Source organism: Tolypothrix sp. PCC 7601 (assembly GCF_025677855.1).
Classification (GTDB): domain Bacteria; phylum Cyanobacteriota; class Cyanobacteriia; order Cyanobacteriales; family Nostocaceae; genus Aulosira; species Aulosira diplosiphon.
Map to the genome: position 1 here is coordinate 15,095 of NZ_CP064884.1, position 22,698 is coordinate 37,792.

Sequence of the window (22,698 nt, forward strand, 5' to 3'; positions counted from 1 at the left end):
ATCCCTTGTTGTAGAAGATGAATGACTACTCCAGTAATGACTGTTTCTCCAGAAACACATCGACATCATCTGCTGCGCTTGAGTCTTTAAAAGCGCAGGAGTTACTTTTTGTAGTACTGAGTAATTCAAAACTTAATATTTGTTAATACCGCTTTGATACCTATTTAAATTTTAAATTATTCTCCATTTTTTTGGGCAAAACTTTTTTGCGTACTGTGCGAAATTTTTTGGGATTCCAGAGGGGTTTCCCTTTTGGGAGATGTTGGGAAATATTGGGAAATCTGGGAATATATCTAATAATTATTGGTACAAATTGGTGAGTTTTAAGATTAATGACAATCTTGTCAATAATGTATAACAATCATGTTGATTCTTGGGATTAATTGGGAAAGATTGGGACAAAGATCTACCTTTTGGTCAATATATTTTTTCTTTGTAGGGTAATATTGGTATTTATTGGAACTAAAATAACTTCTTAATAGTTTCCATCGATAAATAGAAGGCTTTTCAAACAAAATAAAACAGGGTATAGCATCGAAACCCTTGAAAAATCGTGCCTAATTCTTTATTAGCAGGATTTCGCAATTAATAGTCACAAAACAAAGAGGTAGCTGGCAGTGAATTTATTGCTCAGTCTTGACCCTGGTTCTTCCATGACCAAAATGATTTACCGTGTCCTTGATTCCATACCATACAAGCCGCCAGAATTATTTTGTATGGAACCAGAGTTAATCGCCATTGCTAAAGAATCAATTGACCTGTACGAGTCAGGTAGGCTCAATAGCCCTAATCCAGAAAATGAAGCTTGGGTAGAATTTGACTCGGAATATTATGCAGTAGGATTTCTGGCACAAAAGCATTTTGAGGCTCAGGTCAAGTTGTCTGAACTCAAGTATGAAAATGCCATCCCCAAAGTGTTAGCCGCCGTAGGGGCGATCGCCACGAAGTTGGGATTAGGAACAAGCTTTTGTTTATCATTAGCACTGTTGTTGCCTTATGGGGAATGGGAAGATAGAGAGCGATTGGAAAGGGGTTTAACTGCGGCGTTGTCTAACTTCTCCTTTCGTGGTCAGCAGTTTTCTATAAATCTCGAATGCTTTGAATGTATGCCCGAAGGCGGGGGGCTGGTACTGACCCGAAGCAAAAAACTGGGGGCGAATTTTAATCAGTTGAGTATAGTTGTGTTGATGTTCGGCTTTCGGGATATCTCCGCCGTTAGGTTTGAGCGCGGATTATCTTCTGGCTCATCAGCTAGTTTGGGTTTGGCTTGGATGCTAGAAAAAATTAAAAACCGCACCTCTGGGCAGAATCTACAAGATTTACTATTGGCGATTCATCTTTCAGGAGCTACCCCTAAAGCTAAATACTTTAAATCTTTAGCCAGGAGTAAGAAAGCTGAATTCAGAGCCGAGGAAGTCACACAAATTATTGAAGTGGCGACTATGGCACGAAAGGAATACTGGGCAAAGGTATCAGATTGGCTTACAAGTCATGTTCCTACCAACGTTGATCAGGTGATTATCGGCGGCGGTACATCTCAATATTTAAGTAACGAGCTAAAAGCCTTTTTTGCCCATACCAAAATTTCCTGGGCAGCTGAATTAGAAGAGGATGTGCGCCTAGCGTTTAACTTACCTCCCCACAAAGATGCGCTCATTCTCCGTGTGACCGATGTTTACGGATTATTTCGATATTTGCAAAATCAAGTGACTTATTCACCTTCTCATGCTCTAGCAGACACGTAACTATGGAAGATAACACCATGCTAGAAGATTTGGAATTTCGTCTCCGCACCAGAACTTTAAGAGATAGTTCAGAAGCTATCTTACTGAACTATCTCAACTCCAAAGCTACTCTCTATCCTTCCAAGGATATGGCGATGATTGCACTGATGAGTTATTGGCTACCGTTAGCCTATCGCGCTGCTGGTCAGGTCGCTAAGGAGAATCTAGAACAAAGCATTAAAGATTGCATATATCGCTTGAAGCTTCACCAGCAGTATTTGCAAGAAATGCTGGCAGGAGGTAATGGGAGCATGGCAGATGATTTAATTGAGTCCCTACCTGCAAACAGCCATCTGGGTCAATTATCAACAACTCAGTCTGAGCAGTCAGTGGTGAGTAATCAATTACACGATGACCACGCAGATATAACTACTCTGCAACAAAATGAGGAGCCTGTGGAGACTCCTTCTGAAGAACAAGAATGGTTTAATCCGTTGAAACCTCGATAGCACAACGCAATTTCACTTCATTTTGATTAAGGAATTCTTTTATGTATCGTCAGTCAGAACTTTCTAATAGCATTACACCAGAAGAAATCATCAGAACTTTGTCTCTGTGTGGTATTACCCAAAAAGAACAATATACAGAGGATGAAGCTGACTGCTTCCGCGAATGTCGTAAATTAATTGAGCAGGGTAAAACTGACTCTGAGGTGATAGAAGCGTTAAAGCAGCGTGATGCTGTTGCAACTAAAGTTCTGCCAAAACCTAAGAGACAAAAAAATTCTGCTGGCTCAGATGAAGCCCAGTCAGATGAGCCATATGCAGACACTGAACCAAAGGATATTTCTCAATTACTGGCATTAGCCAAGGAGCGAGTAGGCACAAGAATTACGCTCTCGGAATCTCTGGAGATTTTGCTGTCTTGTGGACTCCAAGACCAGGATGAATATAACCAAGCCCAGTGCTTACGCTTTCTCGAAGCTTGCGATTTAATTAAAAAGCAAAACAAATCCGTTGAGGAAGTGGCACAACATTTTGGGGTAACTACCGATAGTCCAGGACTCGAGGATGTAGATACAAGTGAGCTTCTGCAACAACTAGGAGAGACTACAGCTTTACTGGGGGAAGAGGAGCGAGAGTTAATTAGGGAAATGGTGCGACAGAAAGCTAAGGGTGATATGGCTGGTTTGCCCAAGTTGTATTTGCAGTCCTTAATTGAGGAGATGAAATCGCCACAATTTCAACAGGAATGGCAGCAACTACGGGATGCTTTTAAAGCTAGGATCATGGGAAAAAAGCCAACTTCCCCAACATTCCCGCATCAGTTGCCTTTGATGAGCTTGCCACCGACATCGGAGAATGGGTCAACATCCTCTTAGATGAAGAAAAGCGGACTATTGAGGTCAAAGCACACAAAATTATTGAGGAAAAAGCCAAAAAGAGGGCCACAGAAATAGCCTTAACCAAGCTCAATGAATCTCAGCAATGGATTGAGGCTGAACAAAAACGCTCTCAACTTAGGAGGCAGCGCTCACATGAATTGAGAGTAAATTTAATTCATTTTGCTCACTGGTTATGTTCTGGCTGGTCTGGCTGGTTATTTTATTTAATTTGGTTTGCAATCTTCAGTTCTTTTGGTTTCACTTTAGGTATTAACTTCCCTTCTGTGATTGCTTGTCCCAATACCAACGGTTTTTGCTACCTTTTACGATTGGATAAGACAAAAGTTGTTATCCCTAGTGATTACATTCAACAAACATCACAAAAAAAATCCAAACGTCAACGTTAATTAATCGGACTGTTTTTAACTAACAAATCAATTTTGATCAAAATTGATTTGTCAACTGGTCAGTTTATAAGCTGATACGCACCTAAATCAAATATTCTGGCGTTAGGACTGTCAAGGGTCAAAGGCTAGCTTGGACTTTGGACTCTTGAACGCCAGTTGCTTCAAGTCTGGCGACCGAACGCACTGGCTCCTTTTGACAACCTGAGTGCGAAATATACAATTTAAATGCGTAACAGCTTAAACATCAAGAGGGTAGTTAAAAACTACCCCTTTATTTTAAAAGCAGTAACCGGGTTAGACTGGATGAGATGAGAAATTATTACTGCTGTGCTTTTACCCGAATGGCACTAAGAAAAGCTCTAAGTTAAGCAGTATTTGACCCCAAGAATAAAAAACTCCTTAATTGACCAATTTTCAGCTTTTGTTGCCATTCTAGAGCCTTATATTCGGTTGAGGAAACAGCAAGAATGTTTACCCCAACAGATAATTAATTTTTAAAACCATTTAAGTAGCTTATCTACTGATTGAATATAAATTGATTCTATACTTATCTTTACAGTGAGATTAGGCCGAACAATTTCAATTTCGAGATTTTTGGAAATTAAAATAGTCAATATCATAATAATTATACGAATTTTGACTTTTTTTTGACTATTACGTTCTTGGTTAAACATGAGTAGGCTCCTAATCGGTGTTTAAGATGTTGTGTTTTTTGTTGTATTTATATGGGAATTAAATATTTATTATTTTCTACTACCAAGTTGACAAAGTTTTTACTGTCTAGAATGAATATGAGCGATGCTAAACTAGCTTTCAAGCCAATATACTATGTACCCAAACTTGGTATAAGCTACGGCAAAAAATATTTAACCCGGACACAATAAAATATCTTTTGAGCCTTATACCCTATGCAAAAAAGCAACCTTTTTATTAAAAAAGATTGCTTGGAATTAAAGAAATAACTTATTTAATCTCTTTGAGAGGTTGTTTTAAAACTGACTTTTCACGTTATGTGGAAAAGGCGATTTTAACGTTTTCTCAAGCCCTGATTCTTTCGTTCCCTATTGTCATTAGCTTTAAGCTATTGATAATAAGTCTGTGGAAAAAGTAACGTAGTTCCGGTGGTTGAGGACTTCCCGTGAAAAGTCAGGTTTTAAAAAGTCCTACGTGTGTCATACTGAACATAATAAAGTGTCTCAATATGTTTCTCAATGCTGATAGTTTTTACTCCACTTTGTTTCGCTATGAATGACAATTTTATGTCTTATTAGACTTTTAAAACATCCTCTGATAAAAATAATTAATCTTTAATTATTTACTCACAATTACTAATCATTCCGCTTTCCCCACTACAGTAAAAGCAGCCCAAGCTTCAGGGTTATGATTCCCGTTGTTATCCTTGACCATACTCAACATTGCTTCGCGCATAGCTTTGGCTTTATCGAACTTATTTTTGTAGATATTGGTATAAAAATCAGTCATCAACTTTACAGTGTCATCATCCGGTACTTTCCACAGGGACACTACCACAGTGGGAACATTGGCTGCGATAAAGGAACGAGACAAGCCAACCACTCCCTCTCCCTTAATATCTCCCCTACCCGTATTACAAGCACTTAGTACGACCAATTCAGCTTGTAAAGGTGATTTCTCTGGAAGTCCAAAATGCTCCATAATTTCACTAGTGGTGAGGAAGCCATCATCTTTGCTAGAAGGAGCCAGAGCAATTGCTCCCGGAGAATCGATAGCATTAATACTATCGAGTAAACCGTGGGTAGCCAGATGAATCACTTTGGCAGATGCCATTTTTTGCACAATTACTGACTCAGTGGCTTGGTCTCCAATGAGGGGGGTAGTGTTAAGCATTTTGGCAATCTTCTTGGCTTCTATTTCTGCACCAGGTAGTGAGTCTAAGGGTTTTAACTCTTGCCTTACTTTCTGCTTAGGCATGGTTGGATTACCTACAACCAAGGCTGACGCACCGCTAGGAGGAACAGATGCATTTGGGTTGTTTTTTGTTTGTTTGCGTTTTTGAGTCAAACTCAAAGTTTGAATTGAAGGAGCAGTGAGGATGGTGTGTTTTTCAATCAGGTATTTATATTTGTCATCTTGGAGTGCAACAAAGGGAACCAAAAATAATTCTTGATGAGGAATAAAAATGACCCGTTGCTGTTCATCTTGGGGCAAAAACTCAGCAATTGGTTTTATCAGAAGTTGATGAAGTTGTTGTAAGTGGGTGGAAGATTTATCTGCTTGGGAAGTGGGATTATCATTAGTAAGCCCTCTTACACCAATAGATTGACGGCTAACTTCTACCAATTTTTTTAGAGAAATATCTTTAGGAAGGTGATTGGGAAGGTAAAAAGAACGAAATTTAATTTCTCCTTGAGGGGGGATAACCCACATATGGAGAAATTTATCAAAAAGAACTGAATATTCAACTAATGTAGCATTTTGCTGTCGGGCGATTTGTTGAATTTCTTCTACAGTTAGGGATGGTAAAGTCATCGCCTCCTTTGGCTTCTCATTGATTCGCTGAAATAGTATTTCCAATAAAGCGCGGTTTCGCCCCAGTTCCGAAATTTCTAGAGCTTTTTGGAGTTTATTTTGTTCCGCTAAGACCAGTTGCAGTAGGTAATATGTTAAAGCTTGTCGTTCAAAAATAGATACTTTCCCGTCATCTCGCTCCACATCTCGCCGTATATTCTCACGAATTGTTATTGCTTTATGTAGTGCTGTTTCTGCTTCTTTGTACCTGCGGAGTCCCCAAAAAGCATTTCCTAATCCTGTCAGAGCATAAGCTTCACCATCGCTGTTTCCTATGTTCGTGTAGATATTTAAAGATTGCTGGTGGTAATCGATAGCTTGTTCATATTTTGCCAAGCGATGGTGAACATCTCCCAAGCGTGTCAAACATTCAGCCTCTTTGTAAGTATCTGGTATTTTTCTGTAAATAGCTAAAGCTTGTTGCTGATAATCAATGGCTTGCTGGTAATTTTCTTGGCGATGGTAAACACCTCCAAGACCCATTAAAGCATTAGCTTCAATCTGAGGGTTTTTAATTTCTCTGTTGATAGCCAAAGATTGTTGGAAGGAATCGATGGCTTGGCTATACTCTCCTAAGTGACGGTAAGTACTTCCCAAATACGTCAAAGTATCAGCCTCACCCTCGCGATTGTTGTTTTTCTTGTAAGTATCTAAAAGTTTCTGGTAGCAATTAACTGCTTGGTGATATTGCCCTAGACTATAGAAGCTATGTCCATCACCAACTGAATCACAACTATTGCTAGTAGCCTGAGCTACTGTAGTTGTTCCAGGAGAATTGTGTAAAAAATTGTGCCCGAAAAACCCGGAGATGGTTAATGATAGAGTGATTAGTACCAAGAGAAAATATTTTTTCCATCCCATAGCAGTAACAGTCTTTCTGTAGACTGGGTAATTTTGTAACTACTTATATCTTTAAGCTATTGGAGCCTATGCAATTTTTATATAAAAAACTTTTCTCTTATAGTAAAAAAATATTTCCGAAAACTGCATAGGGTCAAACTCTTCCAAGATATATAAGTAACGAGTTCAATATTTATTGCTGGAGCGATTGTGGTGAAATGGAAAAATTTACCATCAAAATATTATACACAGTACCGGATTGGTCTTGGCGGATGTCAAGCAAAAGAGATCGTAGAGGCAAGGGAATTCTTAACCCAGCAAATTCCTGGACTAGCCGAAAGTGAAGAAGTTCCCGAAAGCGAAATAACCCGTCAACTGTGGAGACTCTACGAGTCAGAAAGTTCCGATAAACTACTGGCTGAAGTATGTTTGCGTTGTGCAATTTCTCATTATCTTAAAGAGTCTTGCTATAAGTTAGTACAGCAATACGGTCGCAAGCATAATTTTTCAGTAGAGGATTTATTGCCCTTGGTGCTGGATAGTGCTGATAGCTCATTAAATCATGGCAATAATAATTCCTTTACTGTCTACATTCTGCAAACGTTTAATTTACAAAAAAGTAGTCTATCTGCATGGACTAAAATATTATTTAGAAGCCATACAGAATTAAAAAGTTTTCTCCTGCAACATGGTATTGAACAAGTAACAGATTGGTTACTACTCAAACAATATAATTCTCGTCAATTGCAGCGAATATTATCAGAGTCTTATCACTATAGTCCAATTCAAATACAGCAATTTACCAAATTACTAGAAAGTTACCAGATTGTTTATCTCTCGGAAATTCAAGCTGCTCGCAACCAGATTAATCAAGAACGCAAACAGCAAGGATTGGGAAAAATAAAATCTCCTTACCCAGTACCAAATCATCAGCAGTTGCAGCAGATGAGTGAAGAGTTATTACCTACTTGGAGATTATCTACTGATGAATTTCTAGAAGAGTTAAAAAAACTTGCCCAATTAATCAGAGAGTATAAAAGTAGTCGTAAGGGTATTGCGACAAAAGTATTAGGAGAATCAGTAACAAACTTATCTACAAATATTTATTATGAAGATGAGGACGACGCGAGTGATAATTCAGTTTTTTTAACTCAGCTTTTACAGGATTGTTTAATTACTGCAATTAAGGAGGTGACAGAAGAACGAGTTAATTATCTACAAAGCAAGAAAAAGAAAAAGGATAAGCAGTTTATCCAAGGACTTCATTTATTTCATTGTCAGCATATTCCAATGGAAGAAATTGCTAAGTTATTAGGATTAAATAATCAGTCACAAGTGAGTCGCTTGCTGGAATTAAAATCCTTTCGTGCTGATATTAGCAGGCGAACCTTAGTTAAATTGCGTTCGGAGCTTTTAAAAATAGCTCAAACTTATAATTCCCCTAAACAACTTCGAGATTTAGAGCAAGACATCAGCAAGTTTTTGGATGAAACAATTAGTACTGTCATGCAAGACGCAGAAAAAGAAGCCAGTGTTAGTAGAAACCGACTTATGACAAGTAAGTTGTCTGTAACAATTTGTCAATATTTAGACACAATAAAGGACGTAAAATGAATAACCATTTTCAAGATATCAACGACGAACTACTAGAGTTTCCAGAATTAGCAGAAATAATTCATTTAGATTCAGAACAAACTGAGCAAGCATGGCAAATTACAAAACAGCTAAAAGCTGATAAGGGTAAATTACAAATTTATTCCCAAGCTTTAGCATTAGTTGCTTTTGAAGAATGGCTGAGTAAACGAGAGCCAAATCTATTGATAGATAGAAGAAAAATTTCTCTATTACACCCTGAATCAGCCGAAGCTATTAATGCAGTCTGCAACTTGCAAGTAGGAAACTTTAAAGTTTGCTTAATTCCTACGTTCAGTTTCAGCGACGAAATAATAACTCTTCCTCAAACAATCATTGATGTACCAGAATTTGCTGCCCATTTTTATATAGTAATTGGGGTAGAAGACGAGTTAGAAGTTGCTGCTATTAGAGGATTTTCTCGCTATGACGAATTAGTGAGTATGACTGCCAAAATGCCTATTTTATCAGATGCTAGTTACGAAATTAACTTAGCTGCTTTTCATCAACAAACCAATGAATTATTACTTTACTTACAGTGTTTATCTCCCGCAGATATACAATTACCTGCAATTTCAGTTAACCGCAAGGATTATCTCAAAGATTTAATGCAAATTCTCACACAAAAAGCTGTTAATACAGGCTTATGGATACAAAATCAACTTGATGAAGTAGCTCAAGAATTATCTTGGCAATTATTACCAGCACCCTCGATGCGGAGAACCCAAACAACTCCATCTGAAGAATTAGACGGTATTTTGACAGAAATTGATGATGTAGAAATTCCTTCAAACGCTGCTCGTAGTTATCGAGATATAGAATTAGCTGGAATTAAATTGCGACTCTATGCATTAACTTGGTTATTACTGTCAACAGAGGGAGATTGGAGTCTGCTGCTAATTTTGGGTGCAATTCCAGGAAATAAACCCCCCTTGGGAGTTAAGTTACGAATTAGCAACTTGACTAAAGTATTAGACAAGCAAGTATTGCAACCAGACGACAATTACAATCATTTGTACATTCAAATTGCGGGTTCTAAAAAAGAGAAATTTTTGGTGACGGTTACTTCGGATGATGGGAAAGATGAAATATCAGTTTTATTTGAATTTCGTCCAGAGTGATTGTGAAAAGGCACAGATAATCAATATCAGGAGAATATAATATGACTCTTAATCAAATTTTTCAACTAAAAGTTATCACAATTAATGGAGTTTGTCATTTTGAATTATCCTGGGGGGTAGGAAAAACAATCCCTGCTCAACTAGATTATCCCACCTCCTTAACAGCTAGCTATACAGACTGGCAACAAGCTTATCTTAATTACTACGAAAACCTCAAACTACGAGGTGAAGTTTTAAAACGAGGTAAGATTAAAGCACCTCCCCAAGATTGGGCAAAAAGCTTGGGAGAAGCAGAACATCGTTTTTTGTTAGACTTTCATCGCTGGTTGCGGAATGAACAGTTATGTGATATCCGCGACGTAATTGTTGATGCGGCTGGGGATATACCAAATTCTGGTAGCCATTGGGTAGATATCTTCCTCACTTGTGATACCCCAGAACTAGCACACTTACCTTGGGAGGCTTGGCAAATCAACACTACTAAGTTGTCATCCCCAGGAACCAGAAATATCCGTGTAGCGCGTGTTCCTAACAAAATTCGCAACTCTACAGTATCTCCTATACGCCGTAAAGCTAGGGTGTTAGCTATCTTGGGTGATGAGAAGGGGTTAGACTTCCAAGAAGATAAACAAGCTTTACGTAGCTTCTCGAAGGTTGCTGAGATAGAATTTATAGGTTGGCAACCCAAAAAAGATATTACCCAACTCAAAGAAGAGATAGTCGAGAAAATAAGCGATCGCCGGGGCTGGGATATTTTATTTTTTGCCGGACATAGCAATGAAACTGCTTATACAGGAGGGGAGTTAAGAATTGCTCCCAACGTTTCTATCACAATTAATGACATAGCACAACCACTTCAACAAGCACGCGATCGCGGATTGCAATTTGCTATTTTCAATTCTTGCAGTGGTATATCTATTGCTGAATCTTTGATTAACTTGGGTTTACCGCAAGTAGCAGTGATGCGTGAACCCATTCATAATCAAGTAGCACAAGAGTTTTTGGTACAGTTTCTAAACAGTTTATCTGAGTATAAAGATGTCCATGAAGCCTTACTTGATGCTTGTGCTTTTCTCAAAGAGAAAAAGAATCTTACCTATCCTTCGACTTACCTAATTCCCTCCCTTTTTCGCCATCCCCAATCAGAACTATTTCGTCTGGAACCTGTTAAAAACAAGCGGATTTTCAAACATTTTCTACCGACCAAGCGTGAAGTGTTTTTAATCTCAATAGTTCTAATTTTGAGCTTATTACCACCAGTACAAGATAGATTTTTAGATATTCGCCTTTGGATACAAACAGTTTATCGTCAAATCACGCACCAATACCCTTACCAAAGTAAAACACCAGTATTATTAGTTGAAATTGATGAAAATTCAAGGCGTGAATCTCTAAATGAACTCAAAGATATTCGTCCCATTAACTATCGATATTTAGCTCGTATTGTTGATAAGCTATCAACATTAGAAACTAAAGTAATAGGTATAGATTATCTCTTAGATAATCGCCAACAATCTGATAATAGTCGTGAATTAAGTAAGTCTATTCGTAATGCCGTACAAAAAGGTACTTGGTTTATATTTGCTGCTGATGAATATTCAACTCCTACTTCTGGAGTAAGTAATGAAATTGCTAACCTCAATTGGAGTATGCAGGGGGACATCCACTCTTTAAATTCGCATATTGAACTTTTGCCTGCGAACGCTGAATGCTATCAAGCTTGTCCCTTTACTTATTTGTTGGCTTTAACTCATGCATTACACTTTGGAAAATTCGATAATTTACCAAAACCACAATTGACAAATAAAACTGACTTACGCAATCAACTAGTTGAATATTTGAATGGTAAAAACATTAACAATAGCAAGGCTGCTTACTTGCATAAATTACGCCTTCATCCTATCTCCAATTCATTCCAGTGGTTTCACCCAATTATAGACTTTTCTCTACCACCAAAAACAATTTATAAAAGCATTTCTGCTTCTGATTTACTTAAAGGTGAAAATCCTCCTAATATAGAAAAACAAGTTGTGCTAATTATCCCAGGTGGATATGCAGAAGCGGGTGTTGATAAAGAAGGCGAAGACAATTTACCCACACCTCTAGCAATAGGTCTTTGGGGTCAATGGTCTGAAGGTTTTACTGGAGGGAAACTAAATGCTTACATGGTTCACCATCTCTTGACCCAACAACGCTTAGTTGTTCCTATCCCTGATTTTTTCACAGTGTTGCTAGCAGTTGTACTGGGAAAATTAACTACGCTGCTGATAAAAAATAATAATCATAGGCAGCAAAGTTGGTTTTTAGGGATTGTCATAGCAGTTTATATCTTTGTTAGTTTGCAGATTTATATTTCATTCATGGTACTAGTACCCATAGTACTTCCTTTGGGAGTGTTTGGAATTATGTGTGCTTGGCGTTGGGAAGAAGTTATTAGTAGTGTTCGCCAAGGTAAAAATACTGTAAAATTGCATAGGCTCCAGTAGTTTAAAGATATAGGTAATCAGAACAATTATTCAGTTCATTGCCAAACTGCAAATGCTATGGGATGGAAAAAATATTTTCTGTTAGCCCTAATGATCCTATTACTGACTATCTCTAAGTCTTATGGAGTTAATTACCAAGTAAAATTATTAGGCTCAACCGCGATCGCTCAAACGACAAATGACCGCAAAGCAGAAGCAGACAGGTTATTGGAGCAAGGTATCAAGCAGTTTGAAATGAGTCAATTGAAAGAGGCGTTGCAGTCTTGGGAAAATTCATTGGCTATTTATCGAGAAATTGGCGATCGCCAAGGTGAGGCTGCTTCTTTAGGGAGTTTGGGGAATGCTTACTATAGCCTTGGGGATTACCCTAAAGCCATTGATTACCTCCAGCAATCTTTAGTTATCACAAAAGAAATAAAAAACCGCCTGGGTGAGGCTGCTTCTTTGGGAAATCTGGGAATTGTTTACGATAGTCTGGGAGATTACCGCAAAGCCATTGATTACTACCAGCAATCTTTAGCTATCGCAAGGGAAATAAAAAACCGCCTGGGTGAGGCTGCTTCTTTAGGGAGTTTGGGGAATGCTTACTATCGCCTGGGGGATTATCGTAAAGCCATTGATTACCATCAGCAATCTTTCGCTATCGAAAAAGAAATCGGAAACCGCCTGGGCATAGCTCAATCTCTGGAGACTCTGGGAAATGTTTACTATAGCCTGGGAGATTACCGCAAAGCCATTGATTACCACAACCAATCTTTAACTATCAAAAAGGAAATCGGAAACCGCCTGGGTGAAGCTGCTTCTCTTGGGAGTTTGGGAAATGTTTACTATATTCTGGGAGATTACCGCAAAGCTATTGATTACCACCAGCAATCTTTAGCTATCTTCAAGGAAATTGGAAGCCGCCAGGGTGAAGCTACTTCTCTAAATAGTTTGGGAAATGCTTACCATAAGCTAAAAGATTACCACAAAGCCATTGATTATCACCTGCAATCTTTAGCTATCTCTAAGGAAATTGGAAACCGCCAGGGTGAGGCTGATACTTTAGCTAATATTGGACTTATTTACCTTGAATTAAAAAGCTACGATAAATCCTTTGATTACTTAAAGCAATCTTTAGCTATCGCAAGGGAAATTAAAAACCGCCAGGGTGAAGCTACTTCTCTAAATAGTTTGGGGAATGTTTACTATAGTCTTGGGGATTACCACAAAGCCATTGATTACCACCTGCAATCTTTAGCTATCTGTAAGGAAATTGGAAACCGCCAGGGTGAGGCTGATACTTTAGCTAATATTGGACTTATTTACCTTGAATTAAAAAGCTACGATAAATCCTTTGATTACTTAAAGCAATCTTTAGCTATTGCAGAGAAAATACAAGATACGAGCACAAAGACTAAAGTTTTAGAAGCTAAAGTATCAGTATTGCATAATCGAGCGGCTTTATTGCGTGATTCTGGTAAGCTTGCAGAAGCAGCAAAGATACTTTATGAGGCTATAAGCTGGTGTGAAGAAATACGCAAGGTATCAGGCAAAGATGATCGGAAAAAAATTGTTTTTTTTGAAAGACAATATCCTATCTATACTCTCTTACAAGAAGTAGAAATTTCAAGGGGGAAGACTACAGATAGTCTGATAGTTTCAGACAAAGCTCATTACCCTATGCTAACAGAAATTTTGATAGAAAAATCTTTCAAAAACACAGAAATTCAACAACAAACAATCACTCTATCTAATGATAAAATACAAAAAATAGTTAAATTTCAAAATGCTACAATAGTTCAGTATTCTGTTATTAAAAATAAAGAAAATCAAATTTATATCTGGGTAATTTCACCTCAAGGTAAAATTCAATTTCGTTTTGTTAACCTTCCCAAGGATGCCTCTCTCCAAGAATTGGTGAAATTTAGCCGTGAGTCTATTGGTGTTAGAGGAAATACCTCTGTTGCGTCCTTTACTCAAAAAGATAATCCCAGCAATCGTTTACGCGAACTCCATAAACTTCTCATCGAACCCATTGAGGACTTGTTACCTCAAAATCAAGAACAACGGGTTATTTTCATTCCCCATCAAGAATTATTTTTGGTTCCCTTTGTTGCGCTCCAAAACGGCAAAAATCAATACCTAATTGAAAAACACACGATTCTCACTGCTCCTTCCATTCAAGCACTGAGTTTGACTCAAAAAGACAAACAAGCAGAGAAGAAATCAAATATACCGATTTTAATTCGTGGTGAAGAAGCTTTAATTGTCGGTAATCCTACTATGCCAAAACAAGGAGTAGGAAAAGATTTAAAACCGTTAGAATCTCTACCTGGAGCAGAAGAGGAAGCGAAAAAGATTGCTCAAATTCTTGGCACGAATGCCATTATTGGTGAACAAGCTACGGAGTCAGCTATTGTGCAAAAAATGGCATCTGCCAAATTAATTCATTTTGCTACTCACGGTTTACTTGATGGTATTACCATCGATTCTCCCGGTGCTATTGCCCTTAACCCTTCCGTTCAAGATGATGGTTTCTTGACTACTAGTGAAATTATGGAGCATTTTGCAATAGACAATAAACAAAATTTACAAGCTGAATTTGTCGTACTGAGTGCTTGTGACACAGGTAGAGGTGATATTAAAGGGGAAGGAGTGATTGGTTTGTCCCGTGCTTTTATGGCTTCGGGAGTTCCCACTTTAGTGGTATCTCTGTGGAAAGTGTCGGATGGTGATACTGTAAAGTTGATGACAGAGTTTTACACCAATTTTTATGAGCATAAATTTGACAAAGCCAAAGCGATGCGTAAGGCGATGTTAAGTATGCTCAAGGATGACAACGGGAATCCTGACCCCAAAGCCTGGGCTGCTTTTACTGTAATTGGTAAGGCTGAGTAATTTCACAGCCCATAATTTAAGATTAATTACCAAAATTTGGTTTTGAGATTTAAAAGTACTACGACTTGAGTAGCTTTGTAGTATACATTTACATCAGATGCTTTAGGGTGTGGAATATAGGGTAAAATTGCATAGGCTCTAGTAGTTTAAAGATACAAGTAATCAGAAAAATTACCCAGTTGTAAATGCTATGGGATGGAAAAAATATTTTCTGTTAGCCCTAATTATCCTATCACTGACCATCTCTAAGTCTTATGGAGTTAATTACCAAGTAAAATTACTAGGCTCAACCGCGATCGCTCAAACGACAAATGACCGCAAAGCAGAAGCAGACAGGTTATTGGAGCAAGGTAATAAGCAGTTTGAAATGAGTCAATTCAAAGAGGCGTTGCAGTCTTGGGAACAGTCATTGGCTATTTATCGAGAAATCGGCGATCGCCAGGGTGAGGCTACTTCTTTGCTGAGATTGGGAAATGTTTACGATAGCCAGGAAGATTACGGCAAAGCCATTGATTACTACCTACGTTCTTTAGCCATTTTCAAGCAAATTGGAAACAGTCAGGGTGAGGGTGCTTCTTTGGAAAATCTGGGGAGTGCTTACGATGGCTGGGGAGATTACGGCAAAGCTATTGATTACCACCTGCAATCTTTAGCTATCTCTAAGAAAATCGGAGACCGTCGAGGTGAAGCTACTTCTTTGGGAAACCTGGGAATTATTTACAATAGACTGGGATATTACCGTAGAGCTATTGATTACCACCTGCAATCTTTAGCTATCTCTAAGAAAATCGGAAACCGTAGGGGTGAAGCTGCTTCTCTAGGGGGTCTAGGAAATGCTTACGATAACCTGGGGTATTACCGCGAAGCCATCGATCACCACTTGCAATGTTTAGCCATCTTCAAGAAAATTGGAAATCCCCAAAGTGAAGCTGCTTCTTTGGGTAATTTGGGAAATGTTTACGATAGCCTCGGAGATTATCACGAAGCTATTGATTACCACCTGCAATCTTTAGCTATCTCTAAGAAAATCGGAAACCGTAGGGGTGAAGCTGCTTCTCTAGGGGGTCTAGGAAATGCTTACCATAGCCTCGGAGATTATCACGAAGCTATTAATTACCATTTGCAATCTTTAGCGATCAAAAAGAAAATCGGAGACCGTCGAGGTGAAGCTGCTTCTTTGGGGAATCTAGGAAATGCTTACAATAATCTGCGAGGCTATCACGAAGCTATTGATTACCACCTACAATCTTTAGCTATCTCTAAGAAAATCGGAGACCGTCGAGGTGAAGCTACTTCTTTGGGGAATCTGGGAAATGTTTACGATAGCCTCGGAGATTATCGCAAAGCTATTGATTATCACCGTAGGTCTTTAGCAATCGAAAAGAAACTTGGAAACCGCCAGGGTCAAGCTGCTTCTTGGAACAATCTCGGAGAAACTCTCCGCAAATATGGAAAACTAGCAGCAGCAGAAAACAACCTCCGCCAAGCAATTGAGACTTGGGAAAACATCCGACAAGATTTAGGTAACAAAGATACCTGGAAAGTTTCCATCTTTGAAGAACAAGCACGCACATATAGTCTACTGCAACAAGTTCTCGTCGCTCAAAAAAAACCTCAAGAAGCTTTAGTCATTTCCGAACAAGGACGAACCCGTGCTTTGGTGGAAATATTGTTACGGCGAATCAGTCAAAAAACAGATGTACAACTGATTCCAGTAAACCTAAATCTGGCAGAAATTAAACAAATTGCTCAAAAACAAAATGCTACCCTAGTTGAATATTCTATTGTTTTTGATAATCAACTTTATATCTGGGTAATTCCACCTCAAGGTGAAGTTCAATTTCGTCCTGTTAACCTTCCCAAAGATATTTCTCTCCAGGAATTGGTGAAACTCAGTCGTGAATCTATTGGTGCTAAGGGACGTGATAGCGACGACAAATCTACTTCCCAAGAAGCTAATTCTCAAAACCGCTTACAACAACTTCATCAACTTCTAATCAAACCTATTGCTGGCTTGTTACCCCAAGATGAAAAACAAAGGGTTATTTTCATTCCCCATCAAGAATTATTTTTGGTTCCTTTCGTTGCACTCCAAGACGACAAAAATCAATATCTAATTGAAAAACACACCATCCTCACCGCTCCTTCCATTCAAGCACTAAGTTTAACTCCAAAAGATAAACAAGCAGAAAACAATCAAAATACATCTGTTCTTCCTCGTGGGGAGTCAGCTTTAATTGTTGGTAATCCTACTATGCCTAAAGAAGGAGTAGGGAAAGATTTAAAACCTTTAGACCCACTACCTGGTGCAAAAGTAGAAGCCGAAAAAATTGCAGAGATGCTGGATACCAAAGCTCTTATTGGAGACCAAGCTACGGAGTCAGTGATTGTCGAAAAAATGGCATCTGCCAAACTAATTCATTTTGCTACCCACGGTTTACTTGATAGTATCAATGCTATCGGTTCTCCCGGTGCTATTGCTCTGGCTCCTTCTAGCAAGGATGATGGCTTCCTCACCACTAGTGAAATTATGGAGTATTTTGGACTTCCAGAAAAATCCCCTTTACAAGCTGAATTGGTCGTACTGAGTGCTTGTGACACAGGTAGAGGTGATATTAGAGGAGAAGGTGTAATTGGTTTATCCCGTGCTTTTATGGCTTCCGGTGTTCCCACTTTGGTAGTCTCTTTATGGACTGTGCCGGATGGTGATACTGTAAAGTTGATGACTGATTTTTATACCAATATCGACAAGCATAAATTTGATAAAGCTACAGCGATGCGTCAGGCAATGTTAAGTATGCTCAAGGATGACGACGGAAATCCTGACCCCAAAGCCTGGGCTGCTTTTACTGTAATTGGTAAGGCTGAGTAATTCTGCGGCTTAGAATTCAACATTAATTACCAAAAAATGCATAGGGTTCGATTGTTAACAGATATATCAGGACAATACAGTAACCAGCGAGCATAGCATCTAGTTACTGTATTTACATTAAATAAATCAGTAGTGCTAATACTATTCTGCTAACTTAGCTTTAAGGAAAATATCTAATGATAAAACTCAGAAATGCCAAGTCTGCACTGTGGTTGATAGTTGTGGTATCAGTTGGTTTATCTGCATTACCACTAGAAGCAGCTATTAAACAAAACTTTGCCACTCAAGAGATTTTGAAGAGTAATAATCGCCAATTACTTACTTTCTCTTTGGGTGATATCTGGGATAGACTGCGACGCAAAAAAGGTAAGCGCGGTTCGCGAGATGGAGATGGGAGCGAAAAAAACCTGTGCATGATTGCTCCTGGTAAGCTGGAAGACCAAAATGATGGTAAGGGAAGTCTAGTAATTTGGGGTAATAAACCTGTATTTTTGTGGCAGGGAGAAATCGTGGGAATAGAGGTGCGCCATACTCGCAGCGATAAATTAATGTGGAGTCAAAATTTTAACCCAACGACTCGTAGCGTTACTCGTAGCGTTATTTATCAGGGAGAGCCGTTACAACCGGGTGAAGATTACTTTTGGCGGGAAAAACTTCCTTTAAAACAACTTCCCAGCAAGCAATCGTTTAGGATGATGAAAGCAGAAGATCGCGATCGCATTTCTGCTGAGTTGAAGGAACTGGAAAGCAAGCCGAATGCTTTGGAAAGAATTAACTACTTCTCACAAAAGCAACTTTGGTCAGATGTGCTTCGGGAAATTTATTCAGTACCAAATCCCTCCCCTGAGTTAAAACAGACGATTAATCAAATCCAAGGTCATAATTTCTGTTCTCAGTAGAAAGACGAGCGAGCATAAACTAGGATTTGTGTTGTTGTAATAGGAGTCATTACAGAGTTTTCTAATATCTACACAATGCTTGAATTGACAAAATATGCTTTTGTCAATTCAAGCATTGAAATATTTTTGAAATTAGGACAATTGTTATTGCTATGAGATTTAACAAGAATTTTTTCGTACTAATAATTACTTTATCAGTAACCATGTTTGGGTCTTGCGGGCTTAATTTAAAGCTGAGATTATTTCCTTCAAAAGCAGTCGCTCAAACAGTAGTTTATCAGAAAACCAAAGCAGACCAACTACTTGAGAAAGGTAAGAAAGATTTTGATAGCAGTGAATTTTCCAAGGCTTTGGAGTCTTGGAAACAATCATTGAATCTCTATAGAGAAATTGGAGACAGCCAAGGTGAAGCTATATCTATGGGGAACCTGGGACGTGTTTACCATGAACTCGGTGATTATCGTACAGCCATTGATTATCACCAAAATTATTTAGACATCACAAAGAAAATTGGAGACCACAAAGGTGAAGCTGCATCGTTGAACAATCTAGGTTCTACTTACGCTAGTCTGGGAGATTATAATAAAGCCATTTCTAACTACACGGAAAGTTTAGCTATTGCTAGAAATATCAAAGATAGCCAAGGTGAAGCTGTATCGTTGAACAATCTAGGTTCTACTTACGCTAGTCTGGGAGATTATAATAAGGCTATTTATTATCAACAACAATATCAAAATGTTTATCAAATACAATCTTTAGCTGTTGTAAATAACTCTGGCAAAGTTATTGCTATTGCTTCCCAACAACAATATCAAAATGGAAATGGTTATCAGCAGCAATCTCAACAGCAATCTATAGCTGTCACAAGTGTCTCTAGTTCTTCTTCGCAACTACAATCTTCATCTATCGCTATCGCCGGTAACTCTAGTACAGCTATTGCTATTAGTTATCAACAACAATATCCAAATGGTTATCAACAGCAATCTTTAGCTGTCGCAGGTGACTATAGTAAAGCCATTAATTACTACAACAAATCTTTAGAATTCAACAAGAAAATTGGAAACAAGCTAGGTGAAGTAGCATCTCTAACAGGTTTAGGAGATGCTTACCTAAAAAAAGGGGATCATGGCACTGCTATTAGGTATATTAGTCAATCTTTAGATATCGCCAAGAAAATTGGAGATATTCAAGGTGAAGCTTCATCTTTGTTAGTTTTAGGGAATATTTCTCTTCAAACAGAGGACTATAAAAAAGCTATTGATAGCTTTAACCAATCTTTAAATATCTACCGAAAAATAGGAAACCGTAAAGGAGAGGCTCAATCTCAGGAAAATCTTGGAAATGCTTACCTTAAAAAAGGTGAATATGACAAAGCTGTGAATTTACTCCAGATATCTTTAGCTATCACTAAGAAAATTGGATATCGTCCAGGTGAGGCTTCATCTCTGAACAATCTCGGAAAAGCACTATTTCTATCTGGAAAGTTTGCAGATGCAGAGAAATACCTTAATCAGGCAATTGAAACTTTGGAAGCTATTCGAGGGCTTTTAGGTAACCAAGAAAATTGGAAAATTTCTATTTTTGAACAACAAGCCCAGACCTACCAACTGCTGCAACAAGTTCTCGTTGCTCAACAAAGACCCCAAAAAGCTCTAGTCATTGCCGAACAGGGAAGAAACCGTGTTTTAGTGGAAATATTATTTAGACGAAAATATCGGGAATTGGACACATTAATGATTCCACCACCTCTTACTATAGAAGAAATTCAAAAAATAGCTAGAGAGCAAAAATCCACCCTAATTGAATATTCTGTTACTTTGGATAAAATATTTATTTGGGTGATTCCACCTCGAGGTAAAATACAATTTCGTTTTGTCAATATTCCCAAAGATATTTCTCTGAAAGAACAGGTCAAAGTAAGTCGTGAATTTATAGGTGTTAGAGGTAGTAACAATCATCATTCCACTTCAACAGTCGGTAGTTTTAACACACGATTGCGGCAATTGCATCAAATTTTAATTGAACCTATTGCTGATTTGTTACCCCAAGATGAAACACAAAGGGTTATTTTCATTCCCCATCAAGAGTTATTTTTGGTTCCTTTCGTCGCACTCCAAAATGAAAAAAATGAATACCTAATTGAAAAACACACCATCCTCACCGCACCTTCCATTCAAGCACTGAGTTTAACTCAAAAAGATAAACAAGCAGAAAACAATCAAAATACATCTGTTCTTCCTCGTGGTGAGTCAGCTTTGATCGTTGGTAATCCTACTATGCCTAAAGAAGGAGTAGGGAAAGATTTAAAACCTTTAGACCCACTCCCTGGTGCAAAAGTAGAAGCCGAAAAAATTGCAGAGATGCTGGATACTAAAGCCCTCATTGGAGACCAAGCTACGGAATCAGCCATTGTGCAAAAAATGGCATCTGCCAAACTAATTCATTTTGCTACCCACGGTTTACTTGATAGTATCAATGCTATCGGTTATCCCGGTGCTATTGCTCTGGCTCCTTCTAGCAAGGATGATGGCTTCCTCACCACTAGTGAAATTATGGAGCATTTTGGACTTCCAAAAAAATCCCCTTTACAAGCTGAATTGGTCGTACTAAGTGCTTGTGACACAGGTAGAGGTGATATCAAAGGTGAAGGTGTAATTGGTTTATCCCATGCTTTTATGGCTTCCGGTGTCCCCACTTTAGTAGTGTCTTTGTGGACTGTGCCGGATAGTGATACTGTAAAGTTGATGACTGACTTTTACACCTATCCCGATCTAACCCTTTACAGCCTAAATTCAACCACTCCCGGTCACGATTCCCACTTACTCTTGGTGTCTCCTACCAATTTCTATACGCAGAGGTATTACGGTTAGTTCAGATACCTTCTTGGCGCTTTCGCATCCTGGTCTCACCAACAAGTACGAACCATAATATCATTGAAGATATATATCATATATGATAAGTTATAAGAATGTGCTGGAATGTTGAATTGCATCCTTTATTTGCACAGGAGTTCTTGGAGTTCTCTGAAGCGGTGCAGGATGCTTTGTTAGCCGAAATCGCCTTGCTGGAAAAGTACGGCCCGCTGCTGGGCAGACCGCATGTGGACACACTTAACGGTTCTAAACACGCAAATATGAAAGAGCTGCGATTTACAGCAGATAACGGTGTGTGGCGAGCGGCCTTTGCCTTCGATCCGCAGCGTCAAGCCATTGTGCTGGTCGCTGGCGATAAATCTGGGACGAGTGAAAAACGATTTTATAAGCAACTGATCAAAAAGGCCGATAAACGCTTTGACAATCATTTGAACCAGTTACAGGAGGAAGAGCAATGACCAAAGGGAAAATCTTACAAAGTATATGGGATAATTTGCCGGACGACCGCAAGGAGCGCATACAGGCGCGGGCGGAAGAATTAGAAATGGAATATCTCACCTTGCAGGAGCTACGAAAAGCCGCAGGATTGACACAGGCGGAAATTTCCAGAAACTTGGAAATGCCACAGTCGAACGTTTCACGTCTAGAAAGAGAATCGGATATGTTACTTTCAACTCTCCAAAACTACATTGCTGCGATGGGCGGCAGTCTCATTATTACCGTTGAGCTTCCAAATAAGCCACCTGTTCGCCTCAACATGCTAAGTGACCTTGTAGACAGTTAGGTTACGAACAAGATGATCCAAGCTACCCAACTCCAAACGCTTGTAGCGCATCTGCGATCGTTACCATGAGGGTCATCGGCGCAACAGGTGAGGGGATAAAACCGCATTTCTCATAGAACTGCTTCGCTTCAACAGAAATGGCATGAACAAGAATCGCCCTGATTCCGGCAATCTTTGCTGCCTGGAGGGTACGAAGCACTGCATCACGCACTAGAGCATACCCAAGACCTTGCCCTTGCCAATTAACCC

Annotated in this window: 13 protein-coding genes and 1 pseudogene; 12 read left to right on the forward strand and 2 right to left on the reverse strand. The window is 38.8% G+C overall.

Annotated elements, in window-relative coordinates; translation table 11 throughout:
- Positions 1–617: 617 nt before the first annotated feature.
- The 3 genes from HG267_RS39750 to HG267_RS39760 are packed head-to-tail and all read left to right on the forward strand — an operon-like array spanning position 618 to position 3,105.
- The gene (locus HG267_RS39750; protein ID WP_235623135.1) at positions 618–1,745 is read left to right on the forward strand and encodes a ParM/StbA family protein; all 1,128 of its coding nucleotides are present in this window, start codon (positions 618–620) and stop codon (positions 1,743–1,745) included.
- Between the two features lie 2 nt (positions 1,746–1,747).
- On the forward strand, positions 1,748–2,233 hold the full coding sequence (locus tag HG267_RS39755) for a hypothetical protein (protein WP_045874296.1): 486 nt from the start codon (positions 1,748–1,750) through the stop codon (positions 2,231–2,233).
- Between the two features lie 41 nt (positions 2,234–2,274).
- Positions 2,275–3,105 (forward strand): hypothetical protein, encoded by an 831-nt coding sequence (locus tag HG267_RS39760; protein ID WP_045874295.1) that lies wholly within the window; start codon positions 2,275–2,277, stop codon positions 3,103–3,105.
- A gap of 1,742 nt (positions 3,106–4,847) precedes the next feature.
- On the opposite strand, the gene HG267_RS39765 is transcribed toward HG267_RS39760, so the two are convergent.
- Positions 4,848–6,923 (reverse strand): CHAT domain-containing protein, encoded by a 2,076-nt coding sequence (locus HG267_RS39765; RefSeq protein WP_096622392.1) that lies wholly within the window; start codon positions 6,921–6,923, stop codon positions 4,848–4,850.
- Positions 6,924–7,115: 192 nt separating this feature from the next.
- On the opposite strand from HG267_RS39765, the gene HG267_RS39770 reads away from it, so the two are divergent.
- The 9 genes from HG267_RS39770 (at position 7,116) to HG267_RS39810 (ending at position 22,449) form a co-directional block, all read left to right on the forward strand.
- Entirely contained in the window at positions 7,116–8,516 is a 1,401-nt protein-coding gene (locus tag HG267_RS39770) for a hypothetical protein (protein WP_045874292.1), read from the forward strand.
- Positions 8,513–9,655, forward strand: a complete 1,143-nt coding sequence (locus HG267_RS39775; RefSeq protein WP_045874291.1) for a DUF1822 family protein — start codon at positions 8,513–8,515, stop codon at positions 9,653–9,655. The genes HG267_RS39770 and HG267_RS39775 overlap by 4 nt, the downstream gene beginning before the upstream one ends.
- A 41-nt stretch (positions 9,656–9,696) precedes the next feature.
- A complete protein-coding gene (locus HG267_RS39780; protein WP_045874290.1) occupies positions 9,697–12,141 on the forward strand; it encodes a CHASE2 domain-containing protein in 2,445 nt (814 codons plus the stop codon).
- 57 nt (positions 12,142–12,198) lie between these two features.
- Positions 12,199–15,021: a CHAT domain-containing tetratricopeptide repeat protein gene (locus tag HG267_RS39785; protein ID WP_045874289.1), complete on the forward strand. Its 2,823-nt coding sequence runs from the start codon at positions 12,199–12,201 to the stop codon at positions 15,019–15,021.
- Between the two features lie 190 nt (positions 15,022–15,211).
- Entirely contained in the window at positions 15,212–17,893 is a 2,682-nt protein-coding gene (locus HG267_RS39790; RefSeq protein WP_063749852.1) for a CHAT domain-containing protein, read from the forward strand.
- Between the two features lie 176 nt (positions 17,894–18,069).
- Positions 18,070–18,792, forward strand: coding sequence for a hypothetical protein (locus HG267_RS39795; RefSeq protein ID WP_052335432.1), 723 nt, complete (start codon positions 18,070–18,072; stop codon positions 18,790–18,792).
- A gap of 203 nt (positions 18,793–18,995) precedes the next feature.
- The gene (locus tag HG267_RS39800) at positions 18,996–21,662 is read left to right on the forward strand and encodes a CHAT domain-containing protein (protein ID WP_263420172.1); all 2,667 of its coding nucleotides are present in this window, start codon (positions 18,996–18,998) and stop codon (positions 21,660–21,662) included.
- Between the two features lie 98 nt (positions 21,663–21,760).
- A complete protein-coding gene (locus tag HG267_RS39805) occupies positions 21,761–22,123 on the forward strand; it encodes a type II toxin-antitoxin system RelE/ParE family toxin (protein WP_045874278.1) in 363 nt (120 codons plus the stop codon).
- The gene (locus HG267_RS39810; RefSeq protein ID WP_045874277.1) at positions 22,120–22,449 is read left to right on the forward strand and encodes an XRE family transcriptional regulator; all 330 of its coding nucleotides are present in this window, start codon (positions 22,120–22,122) and stop codon (positions 22,447–22,449) included. The genes HG267_RS39805 and HG267_RS39810 overlap by 4 nt, the downstream gene beginning before the upstream one ends.
- Positions 22,450–22,471: 22 nt before the next feature.
- On the opposite strand, the pseudogene HG267_RS39815 reads toward HG267_RS39810, so the two are convergent.
- Positions 22,472–22,693 (reverse strand): annotated as a pseudogene (locus HG267_RS39815) (GNAT family N-acetyltransferase); the annotation flags it as partial.
- Positions 22,694–22,698 lie beyond the last annotated feature (5 nt).

What these genes read in the sequence shown, in the direction of transcription:
- HG267_RS39755 (WP_045874296.1), top strand. Translation starts at nt 1,748, where the DNA reads ATGGAAGATAACACCATGCTAGAAGATTTGGAATTTCGTCTCCGCACC.
- HG267_RS39760 (WP_045874295.1), top strand. Translation starts at nt 2,275, where the DNA reads ATGTATCGTCAGTCAGAACTTTCTAATAGCATTACACCAGAAGAAATC.
- HG267_RS39765 (WP_096622392.1), bottom strand. Translation starts at nt 6,923, where the DNA reads ATGGGATGGAAAAAATATTTTCTCTTGGTACTAATCACTCTATCATTA.
- HG267_RS39775 (WP_045874291.1), top strand. Translation starts at nt 8,513, where the DNA reads ATGAATAACCATTTTCAAGATATCAACGACGAACTACTAGAGTTTCCA.
- HG267_RS39780 (WP_045874290.1), top strand. Translation starts at nt 9,697, where the DNA reads ATGACTCTTAATCAAATTTTTCAACTAAAAGTTATCACAATTAATGGA.
- HG267_RS39785 (WP_045874289.1), top strand. Translation starts at nt 12,199, where the DNA reads ATGGGATGGAAAAAATATTTTCTGTTAGCCCTAATGATCCTATTACTG.
- HG267_RS39790 (WP_063749852.1), top strand. Translation starts at nt 15,212, where the DNA reads ATGGGATGGAAAAAATATTTTCTGTTAGCCCTAATTATCCTATCACTG.
- HG267_RS39795 (WP_052335432.1), top strand. Translation starts at nt 18,070, where the DNA reads ATGATAAAACTCAGAAATGCCAAGTCTGCACTGTGGTTGATAGTTGTG.
- HG267_RS39800 (WP_263420172.1), top strand. Translation starts at nt 18,996, where the DNA reads ATGTTTGGGTCTTGCGGGCTTAATTTAAAGCTGAGATTATTTCCTTCA.
- HG267_RS39805 (WP_045874278.1), top strand. Translation starts at nt 21,761, where the DNA reads ATGTGCTGGAATGTTGAATTGCATCCTTTATTTGCACAGGAGTTCTTG.
- HG267_RS39810 (WP_045874277.1), top strand. Translation starts at nt 22,120, where the DNA reads ATGACCAAAGGGAAAATCTTACAAAGTATATGGGATAATTTGCCGGAC.